At 71.6% G+C, this 13,878-nt stretch carries 13 protein-coding genes; 9 read left to right on the top strand and 4 right to left on the bottom strand.

What is annotated here, in order from left to right; translation table 11 throughout:
* Positions 1-9 precede the first annotated feature (9 nt).
* Together ACIQK6_RS24440 and ACIQK6_RS24435 are read right to left on the bottom strand one after the other, a co-directional pair.
* Positions 10-1,593: an amidohydrolase family protein gene (locus ACIQK6_RS24440; RefSeq protein ID WP_402695448.1), complete on the bottom strand. Its 1,584-nt coding sequence runs from the start codon at positions 1,591-1,593 to the stop codon at positions 10-12.
* Positions 1,594-1,603: 10 nt separating this feature from the next.
* Positions 1,604-2,896, bottom strand: a complete 1,293-nt coding sequence (locus ACIQK6_RS24435) for an amino acid deaminase (RefSeq protein ID WP_329099348.1) — start codon at positions 2,894-2,896, stop codon at positions 1,604-1,606.
* Between the two features lie 150 nt (positions 2,897-3,046).
* Between ACIQK6_RS24435 and ACIQK6_RS24430 the strand changes: the two genes are divergently transcribed.
* Together ACIQK6_RS24430 and ACIQK6_RS24425 are read left to right on the top strand one after the other, a co-directional pair.
* Positions 3,047-3,799 (top strand): IclR family transcriptional regulator, encoded by a 753-nt coding sequence (locus ACIQK6_RS24430; protein ID WP_329099347.1) that lies wholly within the window; start codon positions 3,047-3,049, stop codon positions 3,797-3,799.
* Positions 3,800-3,810: 11 nt separating this feature from the next.
* Positions 3,811-4,221 carry a RidA family protein gene (locus ACIQK6_RS24425; protein WP_329107687.1) on the top strand — a complete coding sequence of 137 codons (411 nt, stop codon included), beginning with the start codon at positions 3,811-3,813 and terminating at the stop codon, positions 4,219-4,221.
* A 75-nt stretch (positions 4,222-4,296) separates the two neighbouring features.
* Here the strand turns inward: ACIQK6_RS24425 and ACIQK6_RS24420 are convergent, their stop codons facing one another.
* Both ACIQK6_RS24420 and ACIQK6_RS24415 read right to left on the bottom strand, forming a co-directional pair.
* Positions 4,297-5,634, bottom strand: coding sequence for a M14 family metallopeptidase (locus tag ACIQK6_RS24420; protein ID WP_329099346.1), 1,338 nt, complete (start codon positions 5,632-5,634; stop codon positions 4,297-4,299).
* Between the two features lie 125 nt (positions 5,635-5,759).
* Positions 5,760-7,463 (bottom strand): chitinase, encoded by a 1,704-nt coding sequence (locus ACIQK6_RS24415; RefSeq protein ID WP_402695447.1) that lies wholly within the window; start codon positions 7,461-7,463, stop codon positions 5,760-5,762.
* Between the two features lie 440 nt (positions 7,464-7,903).
* Here ACIQK6_RS24415 and ACIQK6_RS24410 point away from each other — a divergent pair, with 440 nt between their 5' ends.
* From ACIQK6_RS24410 to ACIQK6_RS24380, 7 genes are read left to right on the top strand one after another with little or no spacing between them, the layout of a single operon-like run.
* Entirely contained in the window at positions 7,904-8,809 is a 906-nt protein-coding gene (locus ACIQK6_RS24410; protein WP_402695446.1) for a hypothetical protein, read from the top strand.
* A gap of 48 nt (positions 8,810-8,857) precedes the next feature.
* A complete protein-coding gene (cpaB, locus tag ACIQK6_RS24405) occupies positions 8,858-9,559 on the top strand; it encodes a Flp pilus assembly protein CpaB (RefSeq protein WP_402695445.1) in 702 nt (233 codons plus the stop codon).
* A 7-nt stretch (positions 9,560-9,566) separates the two neighbouring features.
* Complete coding sequence (locus ACIQK6_RS24400; protein ID WP_402695444.1) at positions 9,567-10,847, top strand: CpaE family protein; 1,281 nt, start codon at positions 9,567-9,569, stop codon at positions 10,845-10,847.
* A gap of 3 nt (positions 10,848-10,850) precedes the next feature.
* Positions 10,851-11,219: a TadE/TadG family type IV pilus assembly protein gene (locus ACIQK6_RS24395; RefSeq protein WP_402695443.1), complete on the top strand. Its 369-nt coding sequence runs from the start codon at positions 10,851-10,853 to the stop codon at positions 11,217-11,219.
* A gap of 1 nt (position 11,220) precedes the next feature.
* A complete protein-coding gene (locus tag ACIQK6_RS24390) occupies positions 11,221-11,589 on the top strand; it encodes a TadE/TadG family type IV pilus assembly protein (RefSeq protein ID WP_402695442.1) in 369 nt (122 codons plus the stop codon).
* Complete coding sequence (locus ACIQK6_RS24385; protein ID WP_402695441.1) at positions 11,586-12,929, top strand: CpaF family protein; 1,344 nt, start codon at positions 11,586-11,588, stop codon at positions 12,927-12,929. Before ACIQK6_RS24390 ends, ACIQK6_RS24385 begins: the two co-directional genes overlap by 4 nt.
* Positions 12,926-13,864 carry a type II secretion system F family protein gene (locus ACIQK6_RS24380; protein ID WP_402695440.1) on the top strand — a complete coding sequence of 313 codons (939 nt, stop codon included), beginning with the start codon at positions 12,926-12,928 and terminating at the stop codon, positions 13,862-13,864. The genes ACIQK6_RS24385 and ACIQK6_RS24380 overlap by 4 nt, the downstream gene beginning before the upstream one ends.
* Positions 13,865-13,878 lie beyond the last annotated feature (14 nt).

Genomic DNA, 13,878 nt, shown 5'->3' with positions numbered 1-13,878 from the left:
ATGTCTGATTTACCGAAGATCGCGGCCGGTTCGGCGCACCGCCCGCCCGGCCAGCACGTCCGTCCGGCGCCCGTCGCGCATCACGAAACGCCCGTCGATCAGGACGTGCGGGATCCCGGTCGGCAGCACGCGCGGCCGCTCGTACGTGGACCCGGCCGCGACCGTGTCCGGGTCGAAGAGGACGAGGTCGGCGCGGTACCCCACGCGGACCAGGCCCCGGTCGGGCAGCCGCAGGCGCGCCGCGGGCCGGCCGGACAGGTGCGCGACGCACTCCTCCAGGGAGAGCAGGCCGAGTTCGCGGACGTAGCGGCCGAGGTAGTGCGGGAAGGTGCCGTACGCCCGCGGGTGCGGTTTCGCGCCCTGGAGGATGCCGTCGGAGCCGCCGGTGTGGACCCGGTGACGCATGATCGCCCGGACGTTCTCCTCGTGGCCGACGTGCTGGAGGACCGTCGGCGCGAGCCGGTCGCCGAGCAGGAGGGCACGGGCGGTCTCCCAACCGTCCAGGCGCCTGCCCACGTACGGGCCGTATGCGGGGTCGGCGGTGCCGGAGACCTCGACCGTCGACCAGTCGACGGGGACCCCGTGGCAGCCGTCGGAGCCCTCGACCTCCAGCGCACGTCGGATCCGCTCGGCCTGGGTGTCGTCGCGCAGCCGGGCCAGGACCGCCTCCGGGCCGCCCTCGTTCGCCCAACTGGGCAGGAGCGCGACCAGGGTGGTGCAGCCCGGGGTGTACGGGTAGCTGTCGAGGGTGATGTCGGCGCCCCCGTCCAGGGCCGCGTCGAGCAGGGCGAGCAGCTCGCCGGCCCGGCCCCGGTTCTCCCCGAAGTTCATGGTGGCGTGCGCGAGGTGCAGGGCGCAGCCGGCGTCCCGGGCGAGCGAGACCATCTCGGCGTAGGCGGCCAGCGCATCGCGGCCGTAACTGCGGTGGTGCGGGCAGTAGTAGCCGCCGTAGCGGGCCACGACCCGGCACAGCGCCGTCAGTTCGGCCCCGGTGGCGTACATGCCGGGGGTGTAGGTGAGGCCGGAGGACAGGCCGACGGCGCCCTGGGCGAGGCCTTCGGCGACGAGCTGGCGCATCCGGTCCAGCTCGGCCGCGGTCGCCGACCGGTCGTCCCAGCCGAGGGCGTACGCACGGACCGTGCCCTGGGGGACCAGGTAGGCGGCGTTGACGGCCACGCCACGGCCGCCGTGGGCCCGGTCCAGCCGGTCGAGGTACCCCCCGACCGTGCGCCAGTCGAAGTCGACGTCGTCGCCGGATCCGTTCCAGCCGGCGACGGCGGCCCGCACCTCGCCGAGGGTGCGGTCGTCGACGGGCGCGTACGACAGGCCGTCCTGGCCGAGGACTTCGAGCGTCACGCCCTGGGCGGCCTTCGCGCTGTGGTCCGGGTCGCGCAGCAGCGCCAGGTCGCTGTGGGCGTGCATGTCGACGAAGCCCGGGGCGAGGGCGAGACCGCGGGCGTCGAGGGTCCGGCGCCCGCCGCCCGGAAGCCTGCCGATCTCGGCGATCCGGCCCTCGTGGACGCCGACGTCGGCGGTGTACGAGGGCCCGCCCGTGCCGTCGACGACGCGGGCCCCCCGGATGACCAGGTCCACCGGCCGGAGCCTAGAAGAAGGTGCGGACGTAGTCGGTGACGGCGCCGTCGGCCTGCACGACCGGGATCAGCGGCCACTTCTCGAAGATGGTGCAGGGGTGGGCCATGCCGAGGGAGACCCAGTCGCCGACCTCCAGCGGGGTGGCGTCGGCGTCCGTCTCGACCCAGGCGTGCTGGTCGGACAGCTTGGTCACCCGGATTCCGGTCGCGGCGCGCTCGACGCCGTCGCGGGCGCTGCGCACGGCGAGCACTTCGGGCAGGCCGAGGTCGTAGGCGATGTCCCGCTTGCCGGCGTTGACGAAGGCCTGGCCGGGCGTGGGGCGGGAGACCACCTGGGTCCACAGCCGGAAGGCGGGGAGCAGGCCGCCCTCCTCGGGAACGCGGTTGAAGGGGGTCAAGCCCGAGTACCAGCCGTGGTCGTGGGAGACGTACGCACCGGAGCGCAGCAGCGGAAGGACGGGCAGCGACAGCTCCGGGACCTCGGCGAAGACCTCGGCGACGGCGTCGAACCATTCGCTGCCGCCGGCGCTGACGATGACCTCGTCCAGGCCGGTGCCGGTGAACAGGCCCTGCTTGTCGAGATCGGCGGCGAGCGCGGTGAGACGGCGCAGCCAGGCGCGGACGCTGTCGGCGTCGGCGCCGGGCATGGTGGCCTCGTAGCCGGCCACACCTGCCAGGCGCAGGGCGGGGGACGCGGCGACGGCCTCGGCGACGGCCTGGCATTCGGCGTCGGTACGGAGCCCCGTGCGCCCCTCGGCGCCGGCGCCGAGTTCGAGGACGACGTCGAGGGTGGCGCCGTGGCCGTGGAGGGCGGCGTCCATCAGCTCGACCCCGCGGACGGAGTCGACGTAGCAGACGAACCGGAAGTCGGGGTCGGCGGCGAGCTCGTCGGCGACCCATCGGAGGGCGGGAGCATCGACCAGCTCGTTGGCCAGGAAGATCGTCCGGATGCCGAAGGCGCGGCAGACGCGGGCCTGGTGGGGCATGGCGACGGTGATGCCCCACGCGCCGTGCTCCAGCTGGCGGCGGAAGAGCTGCGGGGCCATGGGGGTCTTGCCGTGCGGGGCGAAGGCCAGGTCGTGACGGGCGGCGTAGGTGCCGAGCGCGGCGAGGTTGTGCTCCAGCGCGTCCGCGTCGAGGGTCAGGACGGGGGTGGTGAAGCCGCCGGTGTACAGGTCGCGGCGCTCGGCGGCGAGCCGGCCGACGGTGAGGCCGTGCGCCTCGGCGTCCGGGGGGAGGCCCTTGAACCGGTGGTCGACCGGTTCGTCGGCGAGGTCCTTGACGGGGTCGCTGTCGCTGGCCATGCGGGGTGCCTCCCGGGGGTTGCGTGTGATGCAACGGTCGTTGCGTATACCGCTGCACGCTGTCTAACATCCCGGGTGACGACGGGTCAACGTGCGGAGCCCCGGGGCCGGCGGAGCCGGTGTTGCAGTGACCGTTTGAGAGGACGAGGGATGAGCCAGTCCGTGGAACGGGCGCTCGCGGTGCTGCCGCTGCTCGCGAAGGGCCCCGCGGGCCTCGGAGAGGTCGCGGACGAGCTCGGCGTGCACAAGAGCACCGCGCTGCGCCTGCTGCGCACCCTGAACGAACGCGGCTTCGTCTACCGCCGGCCCGACGGTCGCTACCGGCTCGGCGCGCAGCTCTTCGCGCTCGCCGCCGAGGCCATCGAGAACCTGGACGTCCGGGAGATCGCGCACCCCCACCTGGTCGAGCTGAACCGGACCACCGGGCACACCGTTCACCTCGCCCTCCACCAGGACGACGAGGTCGTGTACGTCGACAAGGTCGACAGCCGTTACCCGGTCCGCATGTACTCCCGCATCGGCAGGCCCGTGCCCCTCACGGTCGCCGCCGTGGCCAAGCTGCTCCTCGCCGACCTGCCCGAGGCCGAGCTCCGGGCCCTCGTCGGCCGGATCGAGTACCCCCGCTACACCGCCCGCTCCACCCCGGACGCGGCGGCCTTCCTGCGCGAACTGGACCTCGTGCGCCAGCAGGGCTGGGCCACCGATTTCGGTGGGCACGAGGAGTCGATCAACTGCCTCGGGGCACCCGTGCACGGGCCGGACGGACGGGTCGTCGCGGCGCTGTCGGTCTCCGCGCCCGGTGTGGTCATCCCCGCCGAGGGGCTGCTCGAACTGCTGCCGCAGGTGCTGTGCACCGCCGAAGCCATCAGTCAGGACTACTCAGGAGCACAGGAGAGCACGTGAGCGAGAAGAACGTGGACGAGAAGGTCGCCATCACGCCCGGTACCCACACCACCCCGCCCGCGAGGTTCTCGCACGGCGTGCGGAAGGGGAACATCCTCCAGGTCGCCGGTCAGGTCGGCTTCCTCCCGCACGTGGAGGGGCAGCCGCCCACGCCCGCCGGTCCGGCCCTGCGCGAGCAGACCCTCCAGACCCTGGAGAACGTTCGCTCCGTCCTGGAGGCCGGTGGTGCGGGCTGGGACGACGTGATGATGATCCGCGTCTACCTCACCGACACCGGCCACTTCGCCGAGATGAACGCCCTCTACGACGCCTACTTCGAAGAGCAGGGCCTGAAGGAGGCCCCCGCCGCCCGTACCACCGTGTACGTGGGCCTGCCGGCCGGGCTGCTCATCGAGATCGACGCCCTCGCCGTGCTGGGCTGAGTCCGGTCCGCCGCCGGACACGTGTGCGGGGCGCCCCCCTGGCGGTGGGGCGCCCCCTTTCACACGGTCAGCCGGTCACGGCGCCGCGCAGTACTGGGCTTCCTTGCCGATCGAGCGGTACATGCAGTCCGCGTTCTCCAGCAGCTGGAGCACCGCGTCCTTGTTGCGCGCGGTCTCGCGGTCGATGACCTCGTCCGGCGGGTAGAAGCCGCCGCCACCGCTCTCCGGGTACATCTCGAAGGTGTAGGAGAAGATCTTCTGGTTGCCCCACAGCCAGTCGTCGATCGTCCCGTCCGTGATGTACAGGTCGCTCGACTGCTCCGGCGTGTAGCCGTTGCTCGCCGCCATGCTCGTGCCGATCTTCTTGTAGACGGCGAGGTCGTCGGCGGTCAGGCCCGGGGCGGTGTCGTTGTAGGTGTAGCCGAAGGGCCACAGGACGAGCTCGCTGTAGGTGTGGAAGTCGATGGCGGCCTTGATCTGCTGCTTGCCGCCGATCACCCGGCTGCGGACGAAGTCCGCGACGACCTTCACCTCGGGCGCCGACTCGGCGGCGGCTCCCCGGTAGGTCTCGGAGCTCTTGCTGCTGCTGGAACCGCCGCAGCAGCCCCACTTGTAGTTCCAGTTGCGGTTCTCGTCCGTGCCGACGTAGGAGGAGCCGGAGTTCGGCTGCCGGTTCTTGCGCCAGGAGCGGTAGGAGCCGGTGGCGATGTCGTACTCGCCGCCGTCCGGGTTGAGGTCCGGGACGATCCAGATCTCGCGGCCGTTGACGGCGCCCGTGACCCGGGAGTCGCTCCCGTACTTTGAGGTGAACTCCTTGAGCAGGTACAGGGCCATCTCGACGGTCAGGTGCTCGCGCGCGTGCTGGTGGGCGGTGAAGAGCACCTCGGGCTCGGACTCGTCCGTCGCGACGTTGTCGCTGATCTTGATGGCGAACATGTCCCGGCCCTGGTACGACTTCCCGATCACCTGCTTGCTCGCGATCGCCGGGTACTGCGCGACGAGCTGGTTGATCTCCGCCGTCGCCTCGGCGTAGTTGTGGTACTTCGAGTCCGCCGAGGGGAAGTCCATCGGGCTCGCCGCGATGCCGGGCAGCGAGCGGTCCGGGGGTCCGGGCAGGGCCGTCAGCCGGTAGCCGAGCTCCTTGAGCTTCTTGGCCTGCATGGTGTCGGCGCTGACCACGACGGTGTGGTCGTCCACCTCGTCGATCGAGACGCCCGTACGGAGCAGGGCGGTTCGGTCGGCTGCGGTGGAGGGGCCGTGGATCCGGTACTGGACGATCGCCTCGTCCTGAGTGGCGGTCGAAGGGGTGGGCGGAGGTGAGGCCGTCGCGCTCATGCCGTAGGCGGGTGCGCCCAGCGCGAGCGCCAGCAGGGCCGCCGTGACGGCGGCCCTCCGGCGGGTATGGAGCCGCATGCGTTCTCCTGGGTCGGGAGTGTGGGGATAGCCGTGCGGACGCGCACAGCGTGCTCTCGTGGCATGTCCCGGTCAAGAACACCCTGCGCAGGCCGTACCGATCCGGCCACCCCCACCAGTACCGCCTACGGGAGCCCGTGGACCTTCGGACCCACCGAGTTCGACCAAGCACTACCCGCCTTGGCGTCCCAGTTGGTCGACCAGGTCATCGCGCCGCGCAGACCCGGGTAGGTCTTCGACGGCTTGAAGGAGCCGCAGTTCGTTCCCCGGGTCAAGCAGTCCAGGGCGTTGTTGACGATCGTCGGGGACACGTAGCCGCTGCCCGCGCCGCTGGGCGAGGCCGGGACGCCGATGCCCACCTGCGAGGGGTCGAGGCCGCCCTCCAGCTGGATGCAGGCGAGCGCGGTGAGGAAGTCCACCGAGCCCTGGGAGTAGACCTTGCCGTCGCAGCCGTTCATCGAGCCGCTGTTGTAGTACTGCATGTTGACGACGGTGAGGATGTCCTTGATGTTCAGCGCCGTCTTGAAGTAGCCGCCCTGCGTGGACTGCATGTCGATCGTCTGCGGGGCCATGGTGATGACGAGCGAGGAGCCGGCCTTGGACGACAACGAACGCAGGGCCTGCGTCATGTAGGTGGGGTTCAGGCCGTTCTCGAGGTCGATGTCGATGCCGGTGAACCCGTACTCCTGCATCAGGGCGTACGCGGAGTTCGCGAGGTTGTTCGCGGAGGTCGAGTCGTTGACGGTGATGGTCCCCTTCTCGCCCCCGATGGAGAGGACGACCGACTTGCCGGCCGCCTTCTTCGCGGCGATGTCGGCCTTGAACTGGGCGACGGTGTAGCCGCCGAGGCCGGCCGAGTCGAGGTTGAAGGTGATGGCGCCGGGCGTGGTGGTGGCGTCCGCGAAGGAGACGGCGATGATGTCGTACTGCGCCGACACGTCGGAGATCTTCTGGACGGTCGCGCCGTTGTTGAAGTTCTGCCAGTAGCCGGTCAGGGCGTGCTTGGGGACGGCGGGACCCGGGCCCGGACCCGGGCCGGTGCCGGTGGTGGTGCCGGTCACCGGGGCGGACTTCGGGCCTTCGCCCGCCGCGTTGTACGCGCTCACCTGGAAGGAGTACGAGGTCGAGGCCGCGAGCCCGGTGATCTGGGTGGAGGCGGCGCCGCCGGTCACGGTCTTGACGCGGACGCCGTCCTGATACACGTAGTAGCCGGTTGCCGAGCTGACCGCGTTCCACGAAAGGGTGAGGGCGTTCGCGCTCTGACCGGAAACGGCCGTTCCGGCCGGGGCCCCGGGGACCGACGGGCCGGGGTCGGTGCCGCCCCCGCCGTCCGGGCCGAAGACGCTGAACTCGTCCACGACGTAGGCCGGCTGGCCGTACCAGCCGTGCGTGTAGACGGTGACCTGGGTGGTGTTGGGACCGGTGGTGAAGGTGGTGGAGAGCTTCTGCCAGCCGGCGCCCGACCCGGGCGTCCAGGTGGAGACGTCCTGGGTGCCGGTCCCGGTCGCACCGAGGTAGACGTAGCTGCCCTGGACCTGCGTGCTCAGCGTGTACGTCGAGTTCGGCTTGACCGTGACGGTCTGGCTGCAGCGGGCGTTGTCCGATCCCGCCGGGGTGGCCTTCAAGGCCCCGGATCCGGCGTAGACGGGCGAGGAGACGGAAGTGCCGGTTCCGCCGGTGCAGGACCAGTTGGCGAGACCCGATTCGAAGCCGCCGTTGCGGGCGACGTTCACGTCGGCGGCCTGTGCGGTGCCGGCGGCGAGGGCGGACAGGGCGCCCGCGGTCAGGGTGACGGCGATGGGCAGGGCGAGGGAGCGTATGCGGTTCACGTGGGCTCCGGTGGGGGGAGGAAGCGGGGTGTGGACGGAGGCGGACCGAGTGGGGTGGGTCCGACTCAAGGCGTTGGCTGACAAGTTGGTCCAGACCAATCCCGCTGTCAAGGGTCTTCGCGATGTGGCTTGAAATGGCCCGCTATGCGATCCCTGTTGTCCGGGTTTCCGACCCCCGTGACGCGTGTTGGTTGCACGGGAATCTTCAAGGCCCTGCCCTGCCAGGGGTGACGCGGATATGGTGCTCGGGCAAGGGGGAGCGGGTCGATCGAATGCGGTCGTGCGGTGCGGACGTGGACGCCAGAAGTCCGTGTCGAATCCGCGTCAGGTCCGCGTCAGGTCCGCGTCAGGTCCGGGTCGAGTCCGTGTGGAGCGCGCGTCGGGCACGTGACGTGCCCGCGACGTACGGGCGTACGGGGTGTACGTGGGGGAACGGGGGAATGCGCGTGCCGACCGCCATCGCTGTCACCAGCGCCGATCTGGTACTTCCGGCCCCTGACCGGCACACGCCCGGAGCCGCGTTACTGCACCCGCCCGAGCAGCTCGACCTGGAGTCCGCGCTCGCCGAGACGGGCGCCCTTCTGGAGCGGCACGGCCACCTCGTGGCCCTCGTACCGCCGTGGCTCCCGCGCTCCACCGTCCAGCGCCTGCACACCGTGCGCGCCATCCTGGAAACCGACCGGATCGCGCTCCTCGGCATCGATCTGCCGCCGCTGGGAACGGCCCTGCTGGTACGTCAGCTGCGCCAGCTCAGCGTCTGCGACTTCAGCCCCGGAATCATCGCCTCCGCCGCCCGGCTGCTGTCCCACTACATCTACGCGGGCGCCCTGCTGGGCTCGGTCGCCAAACTCGACCGGGTACGGGTCCCGGTGGGGCTCGGGGCGCACGCCAGGTCCTGGTCGCCGAGCGCGCAGTTCGCCGTCCTGGCCCACCCGAAACCGCACCTCGCGAAGCTGGCCGGGGGCGGCGGATCCCAGGGCGGCGCCCACGGCCCCCGCGGCGCGACGCTGCCGGCCGGCCCCGAGTTCGCCACGCACCTCACCTTCGCCCGCGGCCAGCTCGCCTCCGACTGGGTCACGGCCGAACTGGCCCCCGCCTGGCAGGTCCAGGGCGTCCTGGAGAACCCGCTGCCCGCCGCGTCCCCCGGCTGGTGGGGTACGCCGAAGCTCGTCGAGTTCGCCGCCGGAATCCCGGACCTGACCGTGCTCTACCAGCTCGTCGCCTCGGTCCGCCGGGAGGAGTGCCGCTGGTGCGGCCTCGAACTCATCGGCGACCGCTGCGGCTTCTGCGCGGCACCGCTCACCGCACCACCGCCGCCCGCGAACACCGCCCGTTCCAGACCCTGATCACTCGAACGCACGAATGAATGAAGAACGGCGAGGTAGGTAAGGCCCATGAACTCACGCCAGCGCCGCGGCGTCATCCTGCTGCTCCTGTCGGTCCTGTGCGCGCTCGGGGCCTTCGCCGGAGTCCTCGTCGTGATCGGCGACGTCAACTCCAAGGTCGGCGCCGAGGTCGTCGCGTACCGGGCCAAGGGTGACATAGCCCCGTACAGCCCCCTGGCGGCCGGGCAGTTCGAGGAGGTCAGGATCCCCGAGCGGTGGCTCTCCGGCACCGCGGTCACCGACCTCGGCGCGCTCAAGGACAAGATCGCACTCACCACGCTCAAGAAGGGCTCGCTGCTCCAGGCGGACATGTTCGTCGACCGGCCGCAGCTGCAGCCCGGTGAGCAGGAGATCGCCATCATGATCGACGCGGCCACGGGCGTGGCCGGCAAGATCACCTCCGGCGCCAAGGTGAACATCCTCGCCACCTTCAAGGGCGCCAAGGACGGCGACCCCTCGCGCTCGGTGATCATCGTCGCCAACGCCCGGGTCCTGGGCGTCGGCAAGCTCACCGCCCTGGACAAGGACAGCGACCGCAAGGGCCCCGCCGAGGCCGTCCCGATCACCTTCGCCCTCAGCACCAAGGACACCCAGCGCGTGGCGTACGCCGAGTCCTTCGCGGAGCACGTACGCCTGGCCCTGGTGGCCCCCGGCACCGACTCGGCGCCCGCCCCGGGCGACCGCACGTACACCCTCGACGGGGACAGGTGAGGCCCGGATGACCACCCGAATCCTCCCCGCGGTCGGCGACCCGGACGCCGCACGCGCCATCGTGACCCTGCTCAGCCAGCTCCCGGCCGCCGAACCGGCCGCGCCCGTCCCCGACGCGACCACGCTCCTGGACACCCTCGCCCGCCTCGCCGCCGACTCCATCGACGAACTCCCCGAGGTCGTCCTCGTCCACGAGCGGATCGGCCCGGTGCCCGCCCTGGAGCTCATCCGGGAGGTCGCCCTGCGCTTCCCGGCGGTGGGCGTCGTCCTGGTCTCCTCGGACGCCGGCCCGGGGCTCTTCTCCGCCGCCATGGACTCGGGCGCGCGCGGCCTGATCGGCCTCCCGCTCTCCTACGAGGAACTCGCCGCCCGCGTCCAGGCCGCCGCCCAGTGGTCCGTGGGCGTACGCCGCCACCTGGGCGGGGGCGCCGCCGCCGACGTGTTCACGGGCCCGGGCGGGCGGGTCGTCACCGTCACCGGGGCCAAGGGCGGCGTGGGCGCCACCTTCACCGCCGTGCAGTTCGCGCTGGCCGCGGCCGCCTCGGGCCGGCGTACCGCACTGGTCGACCTGGACCTCCAGGCGGGCGACGTGGGCTCGTACCTCGACGTGCAGTTCCGCCGCTCCGTCGCCGACCTCGCCGGGATCCAGGACATCTCCCCCCGGGTCCTCCAGGACGCCGTCTACGACGACGCCTCGGGCCTGGCGCTGCTGCTGGCCCCGGCGGACGGGGAGCGGGGCGAGGAGGTCGACGACCGGGCCGCCCGGCACATCGTCGCGGCCCTGCGCAGCCGCTACGAACTCGTCGTCGTCGACTGCGGAACCCAGGTCACCGGGGCCAACGCGGCGGCCGTGGAGATGGCGGACGTGGCGGTGCTCGTCACCACCCCGGACGTGGTCGCGGTCCGGGCGGCCAAGCGCATGGTCCGGATGTGGGAACGGCTCCAGGTCCGCAAGGCGGAGGACACGGCGATGGTCGTCAACCGCTGGAGCAAGCACACCGAGATCCAGCCCGCCCTGATCGAGAAGATCACCAAGACCCGCGCCACCCGCACCCCGGTCCCGGCCGCCTTCAAGGAACTCCAGGCCGTGGTCGACGCGGGCCGCGTCCAGGACCTCGACAACCGCTCGACGGTCAAAACGGCCCTGTGGACCCTGGCCGGCGAACTCGGCCTCCTCTCCACCCCCGACACCGCCACGTCGTCCACGACGCCCACCACCCCGGGCGCCTCCCTGGCGGTCCGCGCGAGCGGCCCGGTGGCCCGCCTGCGCCGCGGCCGGGAGGGCTGACCCATGCCCGCCCGCAGACCGGGACGCGGGGACCGGGGCCAGGTGGCGATCGAGTTCGTGGGCACGGTGCCGCTGATCCTGCTGCTCGTGGCGGCGGTGTGGGAGTGCGTACTGATCGGGTACGCCTTCTCGCTGGCGGGCAACGCGGCGGACGAGGCGGCGCGGGCGGGGGCGGTGAAGGACGACGCGGCCTGCGTCGCGGCCGCGAAGGAGCACATCGGGGAGGCGTGGGGCCTCGAAGTGGACTGCGGGATTTCCGGGGACATCTACCGGGCGAAGGTCAGGCTCGGTGTCCCGATCCTCTTCCCCGGCCTCAGCTTCGACCGGATCGAAGGTACCGGCGGCGCGGCGATGGAGAGGGAGGTGAAGTGACGTGAAACGGCGCATGCGCTCCGACCGGGGCCAGGTGGCCATCGAGTACATCGGCTTCGTACCGATCCTGCTGTTCGTCGCCCTCTGCGGGATCCAGCTGGGCTGGGTCGCGTACATCCACGAGCAGGCGGACACCGCCGCCCGTACGGCGGCGCGCGTGGAGGCTCAGCACCCGGGACGGGGGGAGGCCGCGGGATACGCCGCCATCCGCGAGGGGCTCCCGGCGACGGTGGTCGTGCCCTCGGGAGGCGACGCGGTGACCGCGACCGTGACCATACGGATCAACTCGATCATCCCCGGGCTTCCCGTCGGCGAGGCCAGGGCAACGGCAGTCATGCCCAACGACGACCCGAAGGTGACCGGACCATGAGCCTGCGTTCCCGGGTCAACACCCCCGACGAACACCACAACTCGCGCGAGGACGGCCGCCTCGTCTCCTCCTACCGCGCCAAGCTGCTGGAGGAGATCGACCTCGCCGAGATGTCCGCGCTCGCGCCCGCCGAGCGCCGGGCGCGCCTGGAGCGCGTACTCGGCCACATCATCAGCCGCGAGGGGCCCGTCCTCTCCACGGTCGAGCGCGCCCAGCTGATCCGCCGCGTCGTCGACGAGGCCCTCGGCCTCGGCGTGCTCGAACCGCTCCTCGAAGACGCCTCGATCTCCGAGATCATGGTCAACGGCCCCGACCACATCTACGTGGAGCGCGCCGGCCGGGTCGAACAGCTCCCCATCCGCTTCGCCTCGCACGAGCAGCTGATGCAGACCATCGAGCGCATCGTCTCCACCGTCAACCGGCGGGTGGACGAGGCCAATCCGATGGTCGACGCCCGGCTCCCCAGCGGCGAGCGCGTCAACGTCATCATCCCGCCGCTCTCCCTCACCGGCGCCACCCTCACCATCCGCCGCTTCCCGCGGGCCTTCACCCTGCACGAGATGATCGCCCTCGGCTCGCTCGACGAGCAGATGCTGCTCCTGCTCTCCGGCCTGGTCGCGGCGAAGATGAACGTGATCGTCTCCGGGGCCACCGGCACCGGCAAGACCACCCTCCTCAACGCCCTCTCCGGCCTGATCCCGGAGGGCGAACGCATCATCACCATCGAGGACTCGGCCGAGCTCCAGCTCCAGCAGGCCCACGTCATCCGCCTCGAATCCCGCCCCGCGAACGTGGAGGGCAAGGGCCAGATCACCATCCGCGACCTCGTACGCAACTCCCTGCGCATGCGCCCCGACCGCATCATCGTCGGCGAGGTCCGCGGCGGCGAGACACTCGACATGCTCCAGGCGATGTCCACCGGCCACGACGGCTCCCTGGCCACCGTCCACGCCAACAGCTCCTCGGACGCCCTGATGCGCCTGCAGACCCTCGCCTCCATGTCGGAGGTCGAGATCCCCTTCGAAGCGCTGCAGGACCAGATCAACAGCGCGGTGAACGTCATCGTCCAGCTGACCCGCTTCGGCGACGGCTCGCGCCGCATCACCGAGATCTCCGTCCTCGAATCGCACGGCCGCGAGCCCTTCCGGATCACCACGGTCTGCCGCTTCGGGGCCCAGCCGATGGGCGCGGACGGGCGCGTCCACGGCTACTTCGAGTACTACCCGTTGCCCCGCCGGATCGCGGAACGCCTCTACATGAACAACCAGCCCGTCCCGCAGGCCTTCGGCGTCGCGCCGGAGGACCCTCTCACCGCCCGCATCACCCGGACCGCCCTGTGAACCCACTGATCCTCGCCACCCTCGGCGCCACGCTGCTCGCCTGCGTACTGGTCGTCGTAGGCCTCCAGGCCTACCTCGCCGGCCGCGCCCAGCGCGCCGCCCTCATCGAGCGCCTCTCGGCGAGCGGTGTCCCGGAGCCCGTCGGCCGCCGCCGCCGCTTCCCGGCGGTCGACCGGCGGCTGCGCAGGACGGGGCTCGGCCGCCGGATCGAGCAGAAGCTGGCGACCACCGGCCTGGACCTCACTCCCGGCGAGTTCTTCGTCTACATGCTGGGATCGATCGCGGGGGTCTGGCTCATCGCGTCCTCCCTCCTCGCGCCGTTCTTCGGCCCGGTGGCGGGTGCCATCGGCATCTGGGCGGCGAACGCCTTCCTCAACTGGCAGCGGGCACGGCGTACGGAACGGTTCATCAACCAGCTCCCCGACCTGGCCCGCATCCTCGCCAACGCCACCCAGGCCGGACTGGCACTGCGTACGGCCATCGGCATCGCCGCCGAGGAGCTGGAGGCACCGGCCGGCGAGGAACTGGCGCGCGTCGCCGACCGCCTCGCCGTCGGCCACTCGATCGACGAGTCCCTCGGCGAACTCACCGAGCGCCTGCCGTCCCGGGAACTGGTCGTCCTGGTCTCCACCCTCGTCCTGTCGGCCCGCGCGGGCGGCGCGATCGTGGACAGCCTGCGCAACCTCACGGTGACGTTGGAGCAGCGCAAGGAGACCCGCAGGGAGATCCGCACCCAGCTGTCCCAGGTGACGGTGACGGCGTACCTGGTCCCCGCCATCGGCCTCGGGTCCCTGCTGATGGTCGACCTGATGATGCCCGGCGCGCTCGACCGGATGACGGGCGCGTTCATCGGCCAGACGGCCGTCCTGATCGCCCTCGGCCTCTTCGCCCTGGGCTTCGTCCTCATCCGCCGCCTGTCGAAGATCGACGTGTGAGGGGGCGGACGGGA

Origin of the sequence: Streptomyces sp. NPDC091682 (assembly GCF_044756625.1) — a bacterium.
Lineage (GTDB): Bacteria > Actinomycetota > Actinomycetes > Streptomycetales > Streptomycetaceae > Streptomyces.
Note: the sequence above shows the minus strand (reverse complement) of the source record. Positions and strands in the feature narration are given on the sequence as shown.

Bases quoted from the DNA above. Each gene is read 5' to 3' on its own strand.
- ACIQK6_RS24435 (WP_329099348.1), bottom strand. From the start codon at position 2,896: ATGGCCAGCGACAGCGACCCCGTCAAGGACCTCGCCGACGAACCGGTC.
- ACIQK6_RS24430 (WP_329099347.1), top strand. From the start codon at position 3,047: ATGAGCCAGTCCGTGGAACGGGCGCTCGCGGTGCTGCCGCTGCTCGCG.
- ACIQK6_RS24420 (WP_329099346.1), bottom strand. From the start codon at position 5,634: ATGCGGCTCCATACCCGCCGGAGGGCCGCCGTCACGGCGGCCCTGCTG.
- ACIQK6_RS24410 (WP_402695446.1), top strand. From the start codon at position 7,904: ATGCGCGTGCCGACCGCCATCGCTGTCACCAGCGCCGATCTGGTACTT.
- cpaB (WP_402695445.1), top strand. From the start codon at position 8,858: ATGAACTCACGCCAGCGCCGCGGCGTCATCCTGCTGCTCCTGTCGGTC.
- ACIQK6_RS24400 (WP_402695444.1), top strand. From the start codon at position 9,567: ATGACCACCCGAATCCTCCCCGCGGTCGGCGACCCGGACGCCGCACGC.
- ACIQK6_RS24395 (WP_402695443.1), top strand. From the start codon at position 10,851: ATGCCCGCCCGCAGACCGGGACGCGGGGACCGGGGCCAGGTGGCGATC.
- ACIQK6_RS24385 (WP_402695441.1), top strand. From the start codon at position 11,586: ATGAGCCTGCGTTCCCGGGTCAACACCCCCGACGAACACCACAACTCG.